The sequence below is a fragment of the Comamonas sp. Z1 genome, from assembly GCF_008121555.1.
Lineage (GTDB): Bacteria > Pseudomonadota > Gammaproteobacteria > Burkholderiales > Burkholderiaceae_C > Comamonas > Comamonas thiooxydans.
This window is the reverse complement of record NZ_VOQT01000005.1, coordinates 169,079-185,102: the sequence shown is the minus strand read 5'-3', so window position 1 is coordinate 185,102 and position 16,024 is coordinate 169,079. Positions and strand designations below refer to the sequence as shown.

General features: G+C 64.0%; 14 protein-coding genes. 10 read left to right on the top strand and 4 right to left on the bottom strand.

Going from position 1 to position 16,024, the window contains the following annotated elements; genetic code table 11:
• Positions 1–69 precede the first annotated feature (69 nt).
• The 5 genes from FSY45_RS11730 to FSY45_RS11710 all read left to right on the top strand — a co-directional run bounded on the left by FSY45_RS11730 (position 70) and on the right by FSY45_RS11710 (position 5,016).
• Entirely contained in the window at positions 70–2,022 is a 1,953-nt protein-coding gene (locus FSY45_RS11730; RefSeq protein WP_046461034.1) for a hypothetical protein, read from the top strand.
• A gap of 95 nt (positions 2,023–2,117) precedes the next feature.
• On the top strand, positions 2,118–2,402 hold the full coding sequence (locus tag FSY45_RS11725; RefSeq protein WP_003058824.1) for a hypothetical protein: 285 nt from the start codon (positions 2,118–2,120) through the stop codon (positions 2,400–2,402).
• A gap of 44 nt (positions 2,403–2,446) precedes the next feature.
• Positions 2,447–3,451 carry an LLM class flavin-dependent oxidoreductase gene (locus FSY45_RS11720; protein ID WP_046461033.1) on the top strand — a complete coding sequence of 335 codons (1,005 nt, stop codon included), beginning with the start codon at positions 2,447–2,449 and terminating at the stop codon, positions 3,449–3,451.
• Positions 3,452–3,576: 125 nt separating this feature from the next.
• Positions 3,577–4,266, top strand: a complete 690-nt coding sequence (locus FSY45_RS11715) for a YafY family protein (RefSeq protein ID WP_046461032.1) — start codon at positions 3,577–3,579, stop codon at positions 4,264–4,266.
• Positions 4,267–4,359: 93 nt separating this feature from the next.
• On the top strand, positions 4,360–5,016 hold the full coding sequence (locus FSY45_RS11710) for a glutathione S-transferase family protein (protein WP_046461031.1): 657 nt from the start codon (positions 4,360–4,362) through the stop codon (positions 5,014–5,016).
• A gap of 71 nt (positions 5,017–5,087) precedes the next feature.
• Here the strand turns inward: FSY45_RS11710 and FSY45_RS11705 are convergent, their stop codons facing one another.
• Positions 5,088–5,837, bottom strand: coding sequence for an SDR family NAD(P)-dependent oxidoreductase (locus FSY45_RS11705; protein WP_003061901.1), 750 nt, complete (start codon positions 5,835–5,837; stop codon positions 5,088–5,090).
• A 160-nt stretch (positions 5,838–5,997) separates the two neighbouring features.
• Between FSY45_RS11705 and gspF the strand changes: the two genes are divergently transcribed.
• From gspF to FSY45_RS11685, 4 genes are all read left to right on the top strand, one after another.
• Complete coding sequence (gene gspF / locus FSY45_RS11700) at positions 5,998–7,221, top strand: type II secretion system inner membrane protein GspF (RefSeq protein WP_003061898.1); 1,224 nt, start codon at positions 5,998–6,000, stop codon at positions 7,219–7,221.
• A 131-nt stretch (positions 7,222–7,352) separates the two neighbouring features.
• Entirely contained in the window at positions 7,353–8,555 is a 1,203-nt protein-coding gene (locus FSY45_RS11695) for an ammonium transporter (protein WP_003058831.1), read from the top strand.
• A gap of 61 nt (positions 8,556–8,616) precedes the next feature.
• Positions 8,617–9,534, top strand: a complete 918-nt coding sequence (locus FSY45_RS11690; RefSeq protein WP_046461030.1) for a 5'-nucleotidase — start codon at positions 8,617–8,619, stop codon at positions 9,532–9,534.
• A gap of 71 nt (positions 9,535–9,605) precedes the next feature.
• Positions 9,606–10,073, top strand: coding sequence for an EF-hand domain-containing protein (locus FSY45_RS11685; RefSeq protein WP_003061892.1), 468 nt, complete (start codon positions 9,606–9,608; stop codon positions 10,071–10,073).
• 62 nt (positions 10,074–10,135) lie between these two features.
• On the opposite strand, the gene FSY45_RS11680 is transcribed toward FSY45_RS11685, so the two are convergent.
• The 3 genes from FSY45_RS11680 to FSY45_RS11670 form a co-directional block, all read right to left on the bottom strand.
• Entirely contained in the window at positions 10,136–10,573 is a 438-nt protein-coding gene (locus tag FSY45_RS11680; RefSeq protein WP_034361309.1) for a hypothetical protein, read from the bottom strand.
• 205 nt (positions 10,574–10,778) lie between these two features.
• Positions 10,779–11,270 (bottom strand): DUF1854 domain-containing protein, encoded by a 492-nt coding sequence (locus FSY45_RS11675; RefSeq protein ID WP_046461029.1) that lies wholly within the window; start codon positions 11,268–11,270, stop codon positions 10,779–10,781.
• A complete protein-coding gene (locus FSY45_RS11670; RefSeq protein ID WP_046461028.1) occupies positions 11,267–13,564 on the bottom strand; it encodes an ABC transporter ATP-binding protein in 2,298 nt (765 codons plus the stop codon). The genes FSY45_RS11675 and FSY45_RS11670 overlap by 4 nt, the downstream gene beginning before the upstream one ends.
• 225 nt (positions 13,565–13,789) lie before the next feature.
• Here FSY45_RS11670 and cphA point away from each other — a divergent pair, with 225 nt between their 5' ends.
• Positions 13,790–15,970, top strand: coding sequence for a cyanophycin synthetase (gene cphA, locus FSY45_RS11665; RefSeq protein ID WP_034409253.1), 2,181 nt, complete (start codon positions 13,790–13,792; stop codon positions 15,968–15,970).
• Positions 15,971–16,024 lie beyond the last annotated feature (54 nt).

Here is a 16,024-nt window from a genome sequence, read left to right as displayed (position 1 = left end):
TTCTGGTGATGTTTTCGCGACAACAAGTGCTTACAAACAAGGCAGCCACTCTCTCAACCAAAGGCTGCCATGTCACAAGCACCCACCACCACACCATTCATCCGCCGCTCGGTATCCCTGGGCACCCTGGTCCTGATTGCCTCCATTTCCGGCTGCGGCGGCGGCAGCGACAGCGCTTCTACTGCTCCGTCGCCCGCCCCGGCTCCGGCCACAAGATCGATCTCCACCACCGTGATCGACGGCGCCTTGCAGAACGTCAAGGTCTGCCTGGACAGAAATGACAACGGCAGCTGCGACACAGGGGAGCCCAGTGCCGTCACCAATGCAGCCGGTCAAGCCAGCCTGGAAGTGCCAGAGGCCGATGTGGGCAAGTTCCCGATTCTGGCCCTGGTCACCAAGGACTCCGTCGATGCCGACACCGGCGCCGTTCCCGTGGCCTTCATGCTGCGAGCGCCCGCCGATCAGCCTGGCGTCGTCAGCCCGCTGAGCACCCTGGTCCATGCGCACAGCCAGGCCACGGGCAGCAGCACCAGCGATGCGGCAGCAGCCATCCAGAGCCAGCTGGGCCTGGGCACTTCGGCGCTGGCGGATTTCACCCAGGACGGCAGCGACGCCGGCAAGCTGGCCGCAACCATGGCGCGCCTGATCGTGGTGACCACCCAGACCCAGCTCAGCAACACGGCAGGCGCCACTGGCGTCGACGGCGCACCGCTGAGCTCGGTGCAGCTCAATGCCGCCATCAACAGCGTGCTGCTGCAGCAGTTGCAAACCCTGGCCACGGCCGTGCTGGACAACCCCGCCCTCAGCGACACCAGCAGCTCCATGAAGGACAAGCAATCAGCCATGGAAACCGCCGCCCAGCAGGTGGCCAGTGCCTCGGGCGTCACGGCCGGCAATGTGGGCCTGATCGCAGCCATGCAGTCGCAATCCAGCAGCCCCGAGGCCGGCGGCCCCGCGGCTAGCACTCAGCTGCGCTGGCTCAGCTTTACCGACACCAGCAACTACTACATCCGGGCCTTCGAAGCCACGGCCGAGCAGAACACGCCCGATGCCAACGGCAAACGCTATTTCACGGAATTCCGCGAGCGCGTGGTCGGCGGCCAGGAACAGCCCTGGACCCGGCCGCAGGTCTATTGGACCGGCAGCGAATGGTTTGCCTGTCCCACCGATTTCGTGCAGCAGGTCACCAGCCTTGCCAGCGGCGAGACCGAATCCCTGTACTGCAAGAGCCTGGCCAGCAGAGCCAGGCAAAGCATGCGCAATATCACCGGCCTGAAGATGCGCGACATCGTCACCGAGATCCGCTCCGCGCCGTGGCAGGACGCGGCCGACGGCAGCTTTGCCAGCTGGGGCCCCAGGCCCGATCAGGTTCCCGCCGAAACGACCTTCCCCAGCGGCTCCACGCTCAGCTATCGCACCGTCACCGATCTGGGCGGCAGCGACTACTACCTGAGCAACAACGCCAACCGCGCCACCATTGCTCGTGCCGACGCCCCCAACAACCCTGACACCAGCACCTGGCGCAGCGCCACGCTTGCGGAATTCATCGCGTGGAACGCCGGCGACTTCGCGCCCAATGTCTCGGCCGCCGATGTGCACGGCAACAACTCGCGCGTGCTGGTCGGCCGCCGCGACTATCTCAAGCCCGATGGCAGTGCTGCCTACAAGCGCTATATGGTGGGTTTCGAGAACGGCGGCGAGCAGCGCGCGCGCTTTTATGAATGCGAGGGCGATATGAGCACCTTGCCCAACAACCGGACCCTGTTCATCAACGGAGTGTCCACCTGCAAGACGATCCTGGTCAGCAACTACAGCATCGCCACCCAGGCAGATGCCAAGGTGCTGCGCTTCACGCAGGAGCCCACCCAGCTCAATGTCAGCAACTTCCAGAACTACCGCCTGTTCGTCGAACGGGGCGGCATCACCTATATAGGCTATCGGGACAAGCAGATGATCAGCAATCAGCAGCGGCTCAATGGCACTGCAGCCGATGCGCTGCTTGCCGCCCTCGGCCTGAACTGACTCCCCGCCTCGCTGCACAGCCCACCTCACGGTGGGCTTTTTTCATGCATGGCCTCAGCCAGCAGCGGTCATTGAGCTTTGCCAGAATCGTTGCCATGCTTGAAAACCTTCGCACTTCCGTCCAGCCCTATGGCGGCGATCTGTTTCTGCTGCTGATCGCCCTGGCTGTCATCAGCCTCGCCGTGCTGTTCAACCTCAAGGCCCGCCTGCCCGTGGACCAGTTGCGCCGCGTGATCCGCATGGCGGCGCTGGTGGCCTTGCTGGGCTCGGTATTCGCCATGCAAGCCGGCAGCACCTACTACGCCATGGCCGCCGTGCTGCTGGCCTGGGGTGTGCTGGTCGGCATTGTTTTTGGACGTGAGATCGGCCGCAAGCGCTGACCCCAAAAACGCTGCAAGCTATCAAACCATAGAGATCAATCGCCATGAAATCCCTGAACAACGTCAAGCTGTCCATGCTGGACCTGGTCGCCGTGCGCGAAGGCGGAACGGTGGCCGATGCTCTGCAGATTGCCGTGCGCACCGCGCAGCAGGCTGAAAAGCTGGGCTTCACCCGCTACTGGCTGGCCGAGCACCACAATATGCCGGGCATTGCGAGTTCGGCCACGGCCGTGCTGATCGGCCACATCGCAGGTGCCACGCAGAAGATTCGTGTGGGCTCGGGCGGCATCATGCTGCCCAACCATGCACCGCTGGTGGTCGCCGAGGCCTTCGGCACGCTGGCCGAGCTCTACCCGGGCCGCATCGACCTGGGTCTGGGCCGCGCGCCGGGCACCGACGCAGCGACCATGCGCGCCCTGCGCCGCGACCGCGTGGAGACCGAGGAGGATTTCCCACGCGACGTGCAGGAGCTGCAGCGCCTGCTGGGCGATCAGCAGGATGGAGCACGCATCATCGCCATGCCGGGCGCGGGCACCCACGTGCCCATCTGGCTGCTGGGCTCCAGCCTGTTCTCTGCCCAGCTGGCTGCACACATGGGCCTGCCCTACGCCTTTGCCTCGCACTTTGCGCCACGCATGCTGCACCAGGCCCTGGCCCTGTACCGCCAGATGTTCAAGCCCAGTGCCACACTGGCCAAGCCTTACGCGATTGTCGGCGTGCCCGTGATTGCAGCCCCCAGCGATGAAGAGGCGCGGTTTCTGGCCAGCAGCACCTATCAGCGCGTGCTCGGCATTCTGACCGGAAACCGCACCCGCCTCATGCCCCCGATACCGGACTTCTGGGAGCAGCTGGATGGGCGCGCCCAGGCGGCGATTGCCGATTTTCTGGCCGTGGGCGTCATCGGCGGCCCGGATACCGTGCGCCAGGGACTGCAGAATCTGGCCGACGAGACCCAGGCCGATGAATTCATGATCGTCAGCGATGTCTATGACGCCGAGCTGCGCCTGCGCAGCCTGGAGATCACGGCTGGCGCCATGAACTCCGCCTGAGCGGTCCTGGCAGCTCCCTCCTCTCACGCTGCGCGGTAGGAGGGATTGCAGAGAGAACGACAAACCAGCGTCCCGGCATGAGAGCGTGCCAAACTCCTGCGTCGTTCACCTCCGAGATTTCTTTCATGAGCCGCTCCGCCCGTCTGCTGCAATTGCTGGATACGCTGCGCCGCGCCCGTCAGCCGCAGACCGGGCCCGAACTGGCCCAGGCACTGGGCATCAGCCTGCGCACGCTGTACCGCGACATCGCCACCTTGCGCACCCAGGGCGCCGACATCCTGGGCGACCCCGGCATAGGTTTCGAGATGCGGCCCGGCTTTCTGCTGCCGCCGCTGATGTTCAACGCCGACGAGCTGGAGGCCCTGCTGCTGGGCGCGCGCTGGGCCAGCCTGCAGGCTGATCCGCAACTGGCCCAGGCCGCCACCGCCGCCATGGACCGCATACGCACAGCACTGCCGCTGGAGCTGCGCATTGCCGTCGACACCAGCGGCCTGCTGGTTCCCAATATGCAGACAGATCCGCCGGCCGAGCCCTGGCAGGCCGCGCTGCGCCGCGCCATCCGTGCCGAACACAAGGTCGTGCTGCACTACCGCGACCAGCATGGCGTGCCGAGCCAGCGCCGCATCTGGCCGTTTGCCATGGCCTACTTCGAGCGCAGCCGCGTGGTCTCGGCCTGGTGCGAGTTGCGCCAGGCCTTTCGTCACTTTCGCGCCGACCGCGTGGACGCGCTGGAGGATCTGGGCGAACGCTATCCGCAGCGGCGCCAGGCACTGATACAGCGCTGGCTGGACGAAACCGGCTACACGCTGGATTGAGCGGCGCTGCTGACAGAAACTGTCAGCCCCCGCTCCTACATTGGCTGCATGGCGTTTTTGCCATGTCACAACAGCCCGTCAAGGAGAGCCGCAATGTCCACATCTCACCAGCCCAAGCTGCGCTTTTTCAGCAACCCCAGATCACGCGCCCGCATGGTGCGCTGGATGCTGGAGGAATGCGGTGCCGACTATGAAACCGTTGAGCTGGAATTCGGACCCGAGATGAAGTCGCCCGAGTACCTGTCCATCAACTCCATGGGCAAGGTACCGGCGCTGCAGCATGGCGATGCCGTGGTCACCGAGACCGGAGCCATCCTCGCCTATCTGGCCGAGCTTTTCCCCGAGAAACAACTGGCCCCGGTGATGGGCAGCCCGGAACGGGCCAGCTACTTTCGCTGGCTGTTCTTTGTCGCCGGGCCTGTGGAGGCCGTCACAACCGCCCGCAACGAAGGCTGGCTGCAATCGCAAACTCATCAGCAGGCCATGAGCGCAGGCTTTGGCCGCTTTGACGATGTGCTGAACACCTTGCTGCATGCGGTGGCCGGAAAACGCTATGTCTGCGGCGACCACTTCACGGCCGCCGATCTGTATCTGGCCAGCTATATCGGATGGAGCATGATGGACGGCAGCTTGCCCAAGCGGCCCGAATTCGAGGCCTATGCCACGCCGCTGCTGCAGCGTGCGGCCTCGGTGCGCGCCGACGAGATCGACGGCGATATGCAAGCCGCAGCCATGGCGCCAGTCGTTTAAGGTTTTCGCCCTTAGCGGCTGCCAGTCAAGCGCAGGGCAATCAAAACCTATAACAAACCGCTGCAAACCACTCAGCGCGCCAAGTAACCGCCGTCGACCGGGTAATAAGCGCCCGTCACAAACGACGCACGGTCGCTGGCCAGCCAGGCCACCAGCTCGGCGATCTCCTCGGGCTGGCCCAGGCGTCCCATGGGGTGGGCCGCCACCAGCGCCGCATGCGTAGCCGGGTCCTGCTCCAGACCGCTGATCATGGGAGTGTGGATAAAGCCCGGCCCCACGGCATTGACGCGCACGCCCCTGGCCGAATACTCGAGCGCCGCCGCCTTGGTCAGGCCCAGCACGCCATGCTTGGCGGCCGTATAGGCTGCAGAGTTGGCAAAGCCCACGGCGCCGAGTATGGACGCCATATTGATGATGGAGCCGCCACCGCCCTGCAGCATGGCGGCGATCTGGTATTTGCAGGCATAGAAGACACCCGAGAGATTGACGCGCAGCACCTGCTCCCAGGCATCGAGTGGATAGTCGGCGGTTGGCGCGCTGGCTCCGCCGATGCCGGCGTTGTTGCAGGCCACGTCCAGCCTGCCGAAGTGGCGCATGGTCAGGGCCACCAGCGCTTCATGATCCGCCGCGCTGCCGGCGTCGGCGCGCAGATACAGTGCCTCGGCACCCAGCTCGCGCACCAAGGCCGCGCTCTCCTGGCCCTGCTCCTCGTTGAGGTCGGCCAGCACCACCCGCGCGCCTTCCCTGGCCCATGTCAGTGCCACACAGCGGCCTATGCCGGATGCAGCCCCCGTCACCAATGCAACCTTGTCCTTGAGCATCGAAACCTCGCATTCTTGAATCGGCAGACCATTGTGCCGACCTCGCCCGCGGCAGTCCTGACCTGCGTCAAGCCGGGCTCGCTCTCTCAAACGCCGAAGTGCTGACATCATTAGTCGCTACCATCTGCACTAACCCCTCACCCGTCAGATCGATTCGCGCATGCCCGCCTTTACCTTTGAAGCCCTGGATGCCCAGGGCCAGACCCGCAAGGGCACCCTGGAAGCCGACAACGCCCGTGCCGCGCGCAGCCAGCTGCGCAGCCAGGCCCTGGTGCCGCTGCAGGTCGAGCCCGTCGCCGCTGGCAAGGGCCAAGGCCGCACCGGCGCTTCCGGATGGTTCACGCGCCCGGTCTTCAACTCCACCAGCCTCGCGGTATGGACCCGCCAGCTCTCGGGCCTGGTCAGCTCCGGCCTGCCCATAGAACGCGCACTGGCCGCGCTGTCCGAGGAAGCCGAGGACGAACGCCAGCATCAGCTGGTCGCAGCGCTGAGGGCCGAGGTCAATGCCGGCTCCAGCTTTGCCAGGGCGCTGGAACAGCATCCACGCGAGTTTTCCGATATCTTTTGCGCCGTGATCGGCGCCGGCGAATCCAGCGGCAGCCTGGGTCCGGTGCTGGAAAACCTGGCCGACGACCTGGAGGCGCGCCAGGCCTTGCAGTCCAAGCTCATCGGCGCCTCGCTGTATCCGGCCATCGTGACGCTGGTGGCCATCGTCATCGTGATCTTTCTGGTCAGCTATGTGGTGCCGCAGGTGGCCGGCGTGTTTGCCGGCACCAAGCGTGCGCTGCCGTTTCTCACCGTGGTCATGCTCGGCATCAGCGACTTTGTGCGCCACTACGGCTGGCTCATGCTGGCCGTGCTGCTGCTGGCTGCCGTGGGCTTTCGGCTGGCGCTCAGGAACGAGGCGTTTCGCGAGCGCTTCGATGCCCAGTGGCTGCGTCTGCCGCTCATAGGCCGGCTCTCGCGCAGCTATAACGCGGCGCGCTTTGCCGGCACTCTGGCCATGCTGGCCGGAGCGGGCGTACCCATTCTCAAGGCCTTGCAGGCCGCGGCCGAGACGCTGAACAACCGCGCCCTGCGCGCCGATGCCATGGATGCGCTGGTGCTGGTGCGCGAAGGCGCGCCACTGGCCTCGGCCCTGGCTCAGAAGAAGCGCTTTCCGGGCCTGGTCGCCATGTTCGCCCGGCTGGGCGAGCAGACGGGCCAGCTGCCGCTGATGCTGCAGCGTGCCGCCACCCAGCTGTCCACCGAGGTCCAGCGCCGCGCCATGCACCTGGCCACGATCCTCGAGCCGCTGCTCATCGTCGTCATGGGACTGGTGGTCATGCTCATCGTGCTGGCCGTGCTCATGCCCATCATCCAGCTCAACCAGTTCGTCAAATAGGCCGGCCGCGTCCGCAGCGGTGCGGAAGCGCCCACTCCAGCTTGGCGCAATTCTTGCTTTCTTTTAGTGCATTGCGGGTATTTCCCTCAATTTCGCACCAATAAATAGCAAATTTCAGCTGGAGCGTTTTCATGCAAGCACTAAAACAGGGCGCGGATGCCCTGTTCATTCTGATGGGCGCCGTCATGGTCCTGGCCATGCACGCCGGTTTCGCCTTCCTGGAACTGGGCACCGTGCGCCGCAAGAACCAGGTCAATGCCCTGGTCAAGATCCTGGTCGACTTCTCGGTCTCCACCGTGGTCTATTTCGCTCTCGGCTATGGCGTGGCCTACGGCACGCACTTTTTCGTGGGCGCCGAGCAGCTCGCTGCGCTCAACGGCTACGGCCTGGTCAAGTTCTTCTTTCTGCTGACCTTTGCCGCCGCCATTCCCGCCATCATCTCGGGCGGCATCGCCGAGCGCGCCAAGTTCTGGCCCCAGCTGATCGCCACGGCCATGATCGTGGGCCTGATCTATCCCTTCTTCGAGGGCATTGCCTGGAACCAGCATTTCGGCGTCCAGGCCTGGATCAAGGCGCTGACCGGTGCCGAGTTCCATGACTTTGCCGGCAGCGTGGTGGTCCACGCCGTGGGCGGCTGGATCGCCCTGGGAGCCGTGCTGCTGCTGGGCCCGCGCCGCAATCGCTACCGCCAGGGCGGAGCGATTGCGGCCACACCGCCCTCCAGCATTCCCTTTCTGGCGCTGGGCGCCTGGATTCTGATCGTGGGCTGGTTCGGCTTCAATGTGATGAGTGCCCAGAGTCTGGACAAGATCTCCGGTCTGGTCGCAGTGAACTCGCTGATGGCCATGGTGGGCGGCACGCTGGCCGCCCTGGCCGTGGGCAAAAACGACCCGGGTTTTGTGCACAACGGCCCGCTGGCCGGCCTGGTTGCCGTCTGTGCGGGCTCGGATCTGATGCATCCTCTGGGGGCACTGGTCGTGGGGGCTGCCGCCGGCGCCATCTTTGTCTTCATGTTCACGCTGACGCAGAACAAATGGAAGATCGACGATGTGCTGGGCGTGTGGCCGCTGCACGGTCTGTGCGGCGCCTGGGGCGGCATTGCGGCCGGCATCTTCGGCACGCAGGCACTGGGCGGGCTTGGCGGCGTGCATCCGCTGGCCCAGCTCATAGGCACGCTGATGGGCGTGGCCTGGGCAGCGCTCGGCGGCCTGCTGGTCTATGGCCTGCTCAAGAAAACCATGGGGCTGCGCCTGAGCCAGGAGCAGGAGTTCGACGGTGCCGATCTGTCCATACACCATATCAGTGCCACGCCCGAGCGCGAAGCCAACTGGTGAGGGCGCGGCGGCCTGCGTATCATCGAAGCCTGTCTGCACATCCGCCCAAAGCCGTACCGCCATGGCCATGACCCTGAACGACAAGCTCGTCGTCGCCATCTCCTCGCGAGCCCTGTTCGATTTCGAGGAGGAAAACCGCCTCTTCGAGGACAGCGACCCGGCGAGCTATCTGCGCTTGCAGCGCGAGCGGCTGAACGTGCCTGCCGCGCCCGGCGTGGCCTTCTCGCTGGTCAAGAAGCTGCTGGCCTTCAACACCGAGGCACAGCAGCATGTGGAAGTGGTGCTGCTCTCGCGCAACGACCCCGTCAGCGGCATGCGCGTCTTCCGCTCGGCCCAGGCCCACGGCCTGCACTCCATACAGCGCGGCGTATTCACCCAGGGGCGCGACCCCTTCGGCTATCTGCGTCCGCTGGGAGCCCAGCTGTTTCTCTCGGCGAATGCCGATGACGTGACCCAGGCACTGCAGCTGGGCTACCCGGCCGCCCATGTGTTCACCGACTCCATGCGCGCCAGCAGCAGCCATCCGCGCGAAGTGCGCATCGCTTTCGACGGCGATGCCGTGCTGTTTTCCGACGAGGCCGAGCGCATCTTCCAGGCCCAGGGCCTGGAGGCTTTCCAGCAGCATGAGCTGGAGAAAGCCGCCCAGCCGCTGCCTGAGGGCCCTTTCAAGCCGCTGCTGGCCGCCCTGCACCGCCTGCAGCAGGCCGATGTGGCCGGCATGCGCGTGCGCACGGCCCTGGTCACGGCGCGCAGCGCCCCGGCCCATGAGCGTGCGCTCAATACGCTGATGGACTGGAAGATCGATGTCGATGAAGCCATGTTCCTCGGCGGACTGGCCAAGGGCGGGTTTCTGCGCGAGTTCGAGCCCGATTTCTTCTTCGACGACCAGACCGGCCATGTGCGCAATGCAGCCGGGCATGTTCCCTCGGGCCATGTGCGCAGCGGCATTGCCCACGACAAGGCGGCGCTGCCTACGTAAAGCTTGGCAAAGTCCGGCAAGCGAATGCAAAACTTTGAAAGTGCGGCGGGACGGTGCTTGAGAATGCCGTCATGGCCCTCATCTGTACCGCTATGTCAAAAGCCAAGAACCACCCCATCGTCGCGCGCAGCAGCTCGGTCATGAAGACCGCCATGGGCGTGCTGCTGACCAGCGCCGTGCTGCTGCTACCCACGGTGCGCGCCGAGGAAATCGCCAGCGACAAGGTGGCGGAAAGACAGGGAACTCAGCTCTCCAAGGGCGAGATCAAGGCCCAGCAGCAGTTCAAGATGCTGGACTTCAATCAGGATGGCAAGCTCAGCCGCAAGGAAGTGGCCATCATCCCCAAGCTGGCCGCCGCCTTTGACGAAACCGACACCAACAAGGACGGCTTTGTCACCTATGAGGAAGTGCGCGCCTTTGCCGTCAAATACCGGGCAGCGCGTGAAAAGGCCAAGGCCGCGGAAGCCGTGGCAGCTGCACCGGCCAAGGACGATGCTCACAAATCAGAAGCTGACAGCGCTGATCCTGAAAGCAAATAAGATATAAAAATAGCTGAAGCGCTTGAATATCAAGCGCAATCAGCTCTCAAAAAAGCAATCACTTACTTGGCGTTGCCGCTGCGCTTTATCCGGGGCTCGGAATAAGTCAGCGGCTCATTGCGCGCCTGCTGCTTGCTCTGCAGCAGATCTTCCGACTTGCTGGTTTCCTGCGCCTGCTCCACCGCCTGGGCGCTGGCGCGCCACATGGACTGGATGAACTCGATCAGTTGCTTGGAGATCGGCTCCTTGGGCGGCTCCTCGACCTCCTCCTTTTGCTTGACCTCCTCGGCCAGCGTCCAGTCGCGGTTCTCGGTATCGGGAGCCGAGGGCTTCTCGGGCTCACGCACCGTGCGGCCCTCGCCGATCTTGTCCACCGACTCCGTCGCATTCACCGCATTCACGGGGCGCACCGGCGCGGCGCCAGAGGCGCCTGTGGAATACAAATCCGCACCCTGGGTACGCCAGGGCGTCTGTGTCCGGTCTAGAGGTGGAATTTGCATGGCTTGGCCCTCGGCAGTAAAAAGGTGCAGGCGGAAAATCAGCTATCTCGCCCTGTTATCGGCCACGCTTGAGAAAACTGTAGGATTATTTTCAATCCTATTTTGATAGCTATTAGCCTATATATATCAAGCGCCACTGCGCAATTTGATACAAAAAAGGGCCTCGCGATTATGCGAGGCCCTTGAAATAGTCGCGCTGCGCGGCTTACAGAAAGCGCTCCAGCAGCTTGCGCGAATGCCGGTCCAGCTTGCTGCTGTCGGGAATCCGATATTGCACGCCATCCTGGCCCGTGATCTGCAGTCGGGTGCGCCCGGCCAGCTTGCGAATGTCTTCCTCGGCCTTGAGCATCATCTGCGTCAGGCCGCGGTCCGTCTGCAGATCCCAGGTACTGGGGGTGGAAAAACTCGAGACCTTGAGAATGCGCTCTATGGTCGGCACAAACTCCCGCACTGCCAGGTCCTGCTCGATCAGCTGACGATGCTCGGGCTGCAGGTCGGCCATGCGGGCCACCCACAGCGCTTCCTTGCCATCGGCGGCGATCAGCGACAGCCCTTCGGCAGGCGCGGCAATCGGAAATGCACGCACGGGAACGACGGCTTCGTAGACCAGGCCGTTGCCCAGGGTCAGCACCAGACGGCCATGGGCGTTGCGCTCCAGCTGCATACCGCTCAGATTGGATTGGGGAGCTTCGATCATTGTGTTTCCTTGGTCTGCAGCTTGAGGCCGGCCGCTTGCGCATCCTCTTCGGCACGGCGTGCCTGGGCGTCGTACAGGCGGAAGTAATGGCCCTTGAGATCCATCAGCTCGTCGTGCGGGCCGACTTCGACGATTTCGCCGCGATCCATGACCACCAGACGGTCGGCCTTGCGCAAGGTGGACAGGCGGTGGGCAATGGCGATCGTGGTGCGCCCCTGGACCAGATTGTCCAGCGCCTTCTGGATCTCCTTTTCGGTCTCGGTATCCACGGCCGAGGTGGCTTCGTCGAGGATAAGGATGCGCGGATCGATCAGCAGCGCACGCGCGATGGAGATACGCTGGCGCTCGCCACCCGACAGGCCCTGGCCGCGCTCGCCGACCAGGGAGTCATAGCCGTGGGGCAGGCGCAGGATGAACTCGTGGGCATGGGCGGCACGCGCCGCGGCCACGATTTCCTCGCGCGTGGCATCGGGCTTGCCGTAGGCGATGTTCTCGGCAATCGTACCGAAGAACAGGAAGGGCTCCTGCAGCACCAGGCCGATATTGCTGCGGTAGTCGGACACGGACATGCGGCGCACGTCCACGCCGTCGAGCTGGATGGAGCCCTCGGAGACGTCGTAGAAACGGCAGATCAGATTGACCAGGGTGCTCTTGCCCGAGCCGCTGTGGCCGACCAGTCCGATCATCTCGCCGGGCTTGATCTCCAGGTTCAGATGCTTGATGACGGCACGGCTGCCGTAGCGAAAGCCCACATCCTCCATGGTGATGGCACCCTTGGCCTTGCCGGGCAGCTTCACGGGGTTGCTGGGCTCGGGCACATTGCTGACATGGTCGAGGATGTCGAAGATGCGCTTGGCACCGGCAGCAGCCTTCTGCGTGACCGAGACAATGCGGCTCATCGAATCCAGGCGGGTATAGAAACGGCCGATATAGGCGATGAAGGCGGTCAGCACACCGACCGTGATGGAGCCGCCGGCCACCAGATAGATGCCGAAGCCCCAGACCACCAGAATGCCGACCTCGGTCAGCAGCGTCACCGTGGGGGTGAACAGCGACCAGGTCTTGTTGACCTTGTCGTTGGCCTGGAGATTGATCAGATTGGCGTCGGCAAAGCGGTCGGCTTCACGCTTTTCCTGTGCGAAGGCCTTGACCACGCGGATGCCGGGAATGGTGTCGGCCAGCACATTGGTCACCTCGGACCAGACGCGGTCTATCTTCTCGAAGCCCGTGCGCAGGCGGTCGCGCACGGTGTGGATCATCCAGGCGATGAAGGGCAGCGGCACCAGCGTGACCAGCGCCAGCCAGGGGTTGATGGAGAACAGGATGGCCGATGTCATCACGATCATCAGCACATCGGTTGCAAAATCAAGTGCGTTGAGCGACAGAAACAGATTGATGCGATCGGTTTCGGCACCGATACGCGCCATCAGATCCCCCGTGCGCTTGCTGCCGTAGTAATCCACCGACAGGTTCAGCAAGTGGTTGTAGGTGGTGGTGCGCAGATTGGAGCCTATGCGCTCGGACACCTTGGCCAGCACGAAAGTACGTGCCCAGCCCAATGCCCAGGCAAGCAGCGCCGACAGCAGCAGCATGCCCAGATAGAAGAAAACCAGATCCCGGTCGATTTTTTCACCGTTCTGGAACGGAATCAGTATCTTGTCCATCAGCGGGATGGTCAGATAAGGAGCCACCAACTGGGCCGCCGTGGTGGCCAGGGTCAGCAAGAAGCCCAGCAGCAGCTGGCCCTGATAGGGTTTAGCAAAACGCCACAGGCGCAGCAGCACCCAGGTGGAGGTCTGGGGCGCCTGCTGGCGTGCGCAGGCCGGGCATTCCTCGGTATCGGGCGGCAGCACCGAGTGGCAGACCGGGCAATGCGGGACATCCTCATCGCTGACCGCGCTATAGGCCTCCTGACGTGCGATGCGCTCGCGCTGGCGGTCGAACTGCTGCATCAGCTGCAGCATGGAGGTCTGATGCTTCAGCGTGATCAGCCACTGTGCAAGACGCGCGCTCCTGTCATGCAGTTCCAGGTTGCCCACACCGCCATGATCCTGCAGGCGCAGGCTTTGATCTACCGCCAGGGCCCATTCACGCCACTGCCGGGTCTTGGGATCGCAGGCCAGCAGACGCTCCTGGGTCAGGGCCAGAAGGCCGCTGCCGAACTGCAAATCCGCACTCAGGTCAACCGGGACGACGGCTAATACGTTTTCATGTTCAGCGAGTCTTGCTCGCAGCTCGCCCCCCAGGGGGCCGGCAAAGACTGCCGAGGCGTCCACAGTATGGTGATGTTGCATGTTGAGTTATTTTTCTCCGCCGATGGCGGCTCCAAGAGTCATGCGGGCAACCGCATCGGCATGGTGAATATGGCTGCGCCTGACGTCCGATATATCCTGGTTAACGCGCGAACCTGCATTTAGGCTGACAAGCTTCACAATGCAGATTCTGGGCGCACAATGCCAACCTATCAGGGGCAGGAGTTTAAGAAAACCTGCTCTCCTCATTCCTATCCGCTGATCAACATGGCGAAATTCAACGACATCCAACTCTTGCGCACAACTTTCCTGCGTGGCCCCAGTGTCTGGACCTACCGCCCGGTACTGGAGGTCTGGCTGGATCTGGGAGAGCTGGAAGACTATCCGTCCAACAAGATCCCCGGCCTCAACGAGCGCCTGACCAGCTGGCTGCCCGATCTGATCGAGCACACCTGCGGCGTCGGTGAACGCGGCGGCTTCATCCAGCGCCTGGAAGGCGGCACCTGGATGGGTCATGTGATGGAGCATGTCATCATCGAGCTGCTGAACCTGGCCGGCATGCCCGCAGAATTCGGTCAGACCCGCGAAATTTCCAGGCGCGGCGTGTACCGCATGGTGTTCCGCTGCCCCGAAGAGGCCGTGGCCCGCGTGGCGCTGGAATATGGGCACAAGCTGCTGATGGCGGCCATCAATGACGAGCCGTTCGACCTCAAGCCCGCCGTACATGCCATCAAGACGGCCATCAACGACCGCTACCTGGGCCCCTCGACCGGCTGCATCGTCGATGCCGCCAGCGAGCGCCGCATTCCCCATATCCGCCTCAACGACGGCAACCTGGTGCAGCTCGGTTATGGCGCGGCACAGCGCCGCATCTGGACCGCAGAGTCCGACCAGACCAGCGCCATCGCCGAAGGCATTGCCCAGGACAAGGACTTCACCAAGCGCCTGCTGGCCGCCTGCGGCGTGCCCGTGCCCGAAGGCCAGATCGTGGCATCGCCCGAAGAAGCCTGGGAAGTGGCGCAGGACATCGGCTTTCCCGTGACCGTCAAGCCCTCGGACGGCAACCATGCCCGTGGCGTGACCCTGGAGCTGTCCAAGGAAGCAGACATCAAGGCCGCGTTTGCACTGGCCCAGCCCGAAGGCTCGGACGTGATCGTCGAAAAATTCATCGACGGCGTGGAGCACCGCCTGCTGGTCGTGGGCGGCAAGGTGGTGGCCGCGACCAAGGGCGAGACGGTTTCCGTCTACGGCAATGGCAATGCCACGCTGCGCGAGCTGGTGGAAGTGCTGAACCAGGACCCGCGCCGCGGCCCCGAGCAGGAATACCCGCTGGACTGGATCAATCTGGAAGCCGGTGCCGTCAAGCTGGAACTCAATCGCCAGCATGTGACGCCCGACAGCGTGATTCCCCAGGGTCAGGGCGTGCTGCTGCAGCGCAACGGCAATATGGCCATCGACTGCCTCGACGATGTGCACCCCGACGTGGCTTACTACGCCGTGCTGGCCGCCAAGATCGTCGGCCTGGACATTGCCGGCATGGACATGATCCTCAAGGATGTCTCCAAGCCCATGCAGGGCCAGGGAGCAATTCTGGAAGTCAACGCCGGCCCCGGCCTGTTGATGCACCTCAAGCCCACCAGCGGCGCACCGCGCCCCGTGGGCATGGCGATTGCCGACCATCTCTTCCCCCGCGAAGACGGTGCCGGCGCCGGTCGCATCCCCGTGGTCGGCATTGTGGGCACACGCAACAACGCCTTCATTTCGCGCCTGGTCGGCTGGCTGCTGCAGCTGTCGGGCAAGCTGACCGGCGTGGCCAGCAGCGAAGGCATGTTCCTCGCCAATCGCCATACGCAAAAGACCAATACCGCCAACTGGGCCGGAGCCCATCGTCTGCTGACCAACCGTCTGGCCGAAGCCGCCGTCATCCAGACCACGGCCCGTTCCATTCTGGAAGAAGGCCTGGCCTATGACCGCTGCCTGGTCGGCGTGGTCACCGACATGGACGGCTACGAGCAACTGGCCGATCACGATGTGCTGGAGCCCGGCCAGATGCGCCGCGTGATGCGCACCCAGATCGACGTGGTACTGGACGAAGGCGCGGGCGTGCTCAACGCCGACCTGCCCGAAGTGGCCGATCTGGCCGAGCTCTGCGACGGCGAAGTCATTCTGTACGCCACCGGCGCCGACAATGAATTTGTCGCCGCCCACCGCGCCAACACCGAAGCCCGTCATGAAGGCGGCCGCGCCGTCTTCCTCAAGGGCAACAACGTGGTGCTGGCCACCGGCACGCAGGAACGTGTGCTGGGCACGCTGGAAGCGTTGTCCCTGGCCGGCGGCAAGCGCCCCGACACCAGCGCGCTGCTGGCTGCGATTGCCTCCGCCTGGGCGCTGGACATCACACCCGAGCTGATCGGCGCCGGCATCAAGACCTTTGAATACCAGGCTTGATTGCCCCATAAAACGCTTCAACAGATATAGCTGCTGACGCTTTCCTCACAAGCG

What these genes read in the sequence shown, in the direction of transcription:
- gspF (WP_003061898.1), top strand. Translation starts at nt 5,998, where the DNA reads ATGCCCGCCTTTACCTTTGAAGCCCTGGATGCCCAGGGCCAGACCCGC.
- cphA (WP_034409253.1), top strand. Translation starts at nt 13,790, where the DNA reads ATGGCGAAATTCAACGACATCCAACTCTTGCGCACAACTTTCCTGCGT.
- FSY45_RS11730 (WP_046461034.1), top strand. Translation starts at nt 70, where the DNA reads ATGTCACAAGCACCCACCACCACACCATTCATCCGCCGCTCGGTATCC.
- FSY45_RS11695 (WP_003058831.1), top strand. Translation starts at nt 7,353, where the DNA reads ATGCAAGCACTAAAACAGGGCGCGGATGCCCTGTTCATTCTGATGGGC.
- FSY45_RS11685 (WP_003061892.1), top strand. Translation starts at nt 9,606, where the DNA reads ATGGCCCTCATCTGTACCGCTATGTCAAAAGCCAAGAACCACCCCATC.
- FSY45_RS11725 (WP_003058824.1), top strand. Translation starts at nt 2,118, where the DNA reads ATGCTTGAAAACCTTCGCACTTCCGTCCAGCCCTATGGCGGCGATCTG.
- FSY45_RS11710 (WP_046461031.1), top strand. Translation starts at nt 4,360, where the DNA reads ATGTCCACATCTCACCAGCCCAAGCTGCGCTTTTTCAGCAACCCCAGA.
- FSY45_RS11670 (WP_046461028.1), bottom strand. Translation starts at nt 13,564, where the DNA reads ATGCAACATCACCATACTGTGGACGCCTCGGCAGTCTTTGCCGGCCCC.
- FSY45_RS11680 (WP_034361309.1), bottom strand. Translation starts at nt 10,573, where the DNA reads ATGCAAATTCCACCTCTAGACCGGACACAGACGCCCTGGCGTACCCAG.
- FSY45_RS11720 (WP_046461033.1), top strand. Translation starts at nt 2,447, where the DNA reads ATGAAATCCCTGAACAACGTCAAGCTGTCCATGCTGGACCTGGTCGCC.
- FSY45_RS11675 (WP_046461029.1), bottom strand. Translation starts at nt 11,270, where the DNA reads ATGATCGAAGCTCCCCAATCCAATCTGAGCGGTATGCAGCTGGAGCGC.
- FSY45_RS11715 (WP_046461032.1), top strand. Translation starts at nt 3,577, where the DNA reads ATGAGCCGCTCCGCCCGTCTGCTGCAATTGCTGGATACGCTGCGCCGC.
- FSY45_RS11705 (WP_003061901.1), bottom strand. Translation starts at nt 5,837, where the DNA reads ATGCTCAAGGACAAGGTTGCATTGGTGACGGGGGCTGCATCCGGCATA.
- FSY45_RS11690 (WP_046461030.1), top strand. Translation starts at nt 8,617, where the DNA reads ATGGCCATGACCCTGAACGACAAGCTCGTCGTCGCCATCTCCTCGCGA.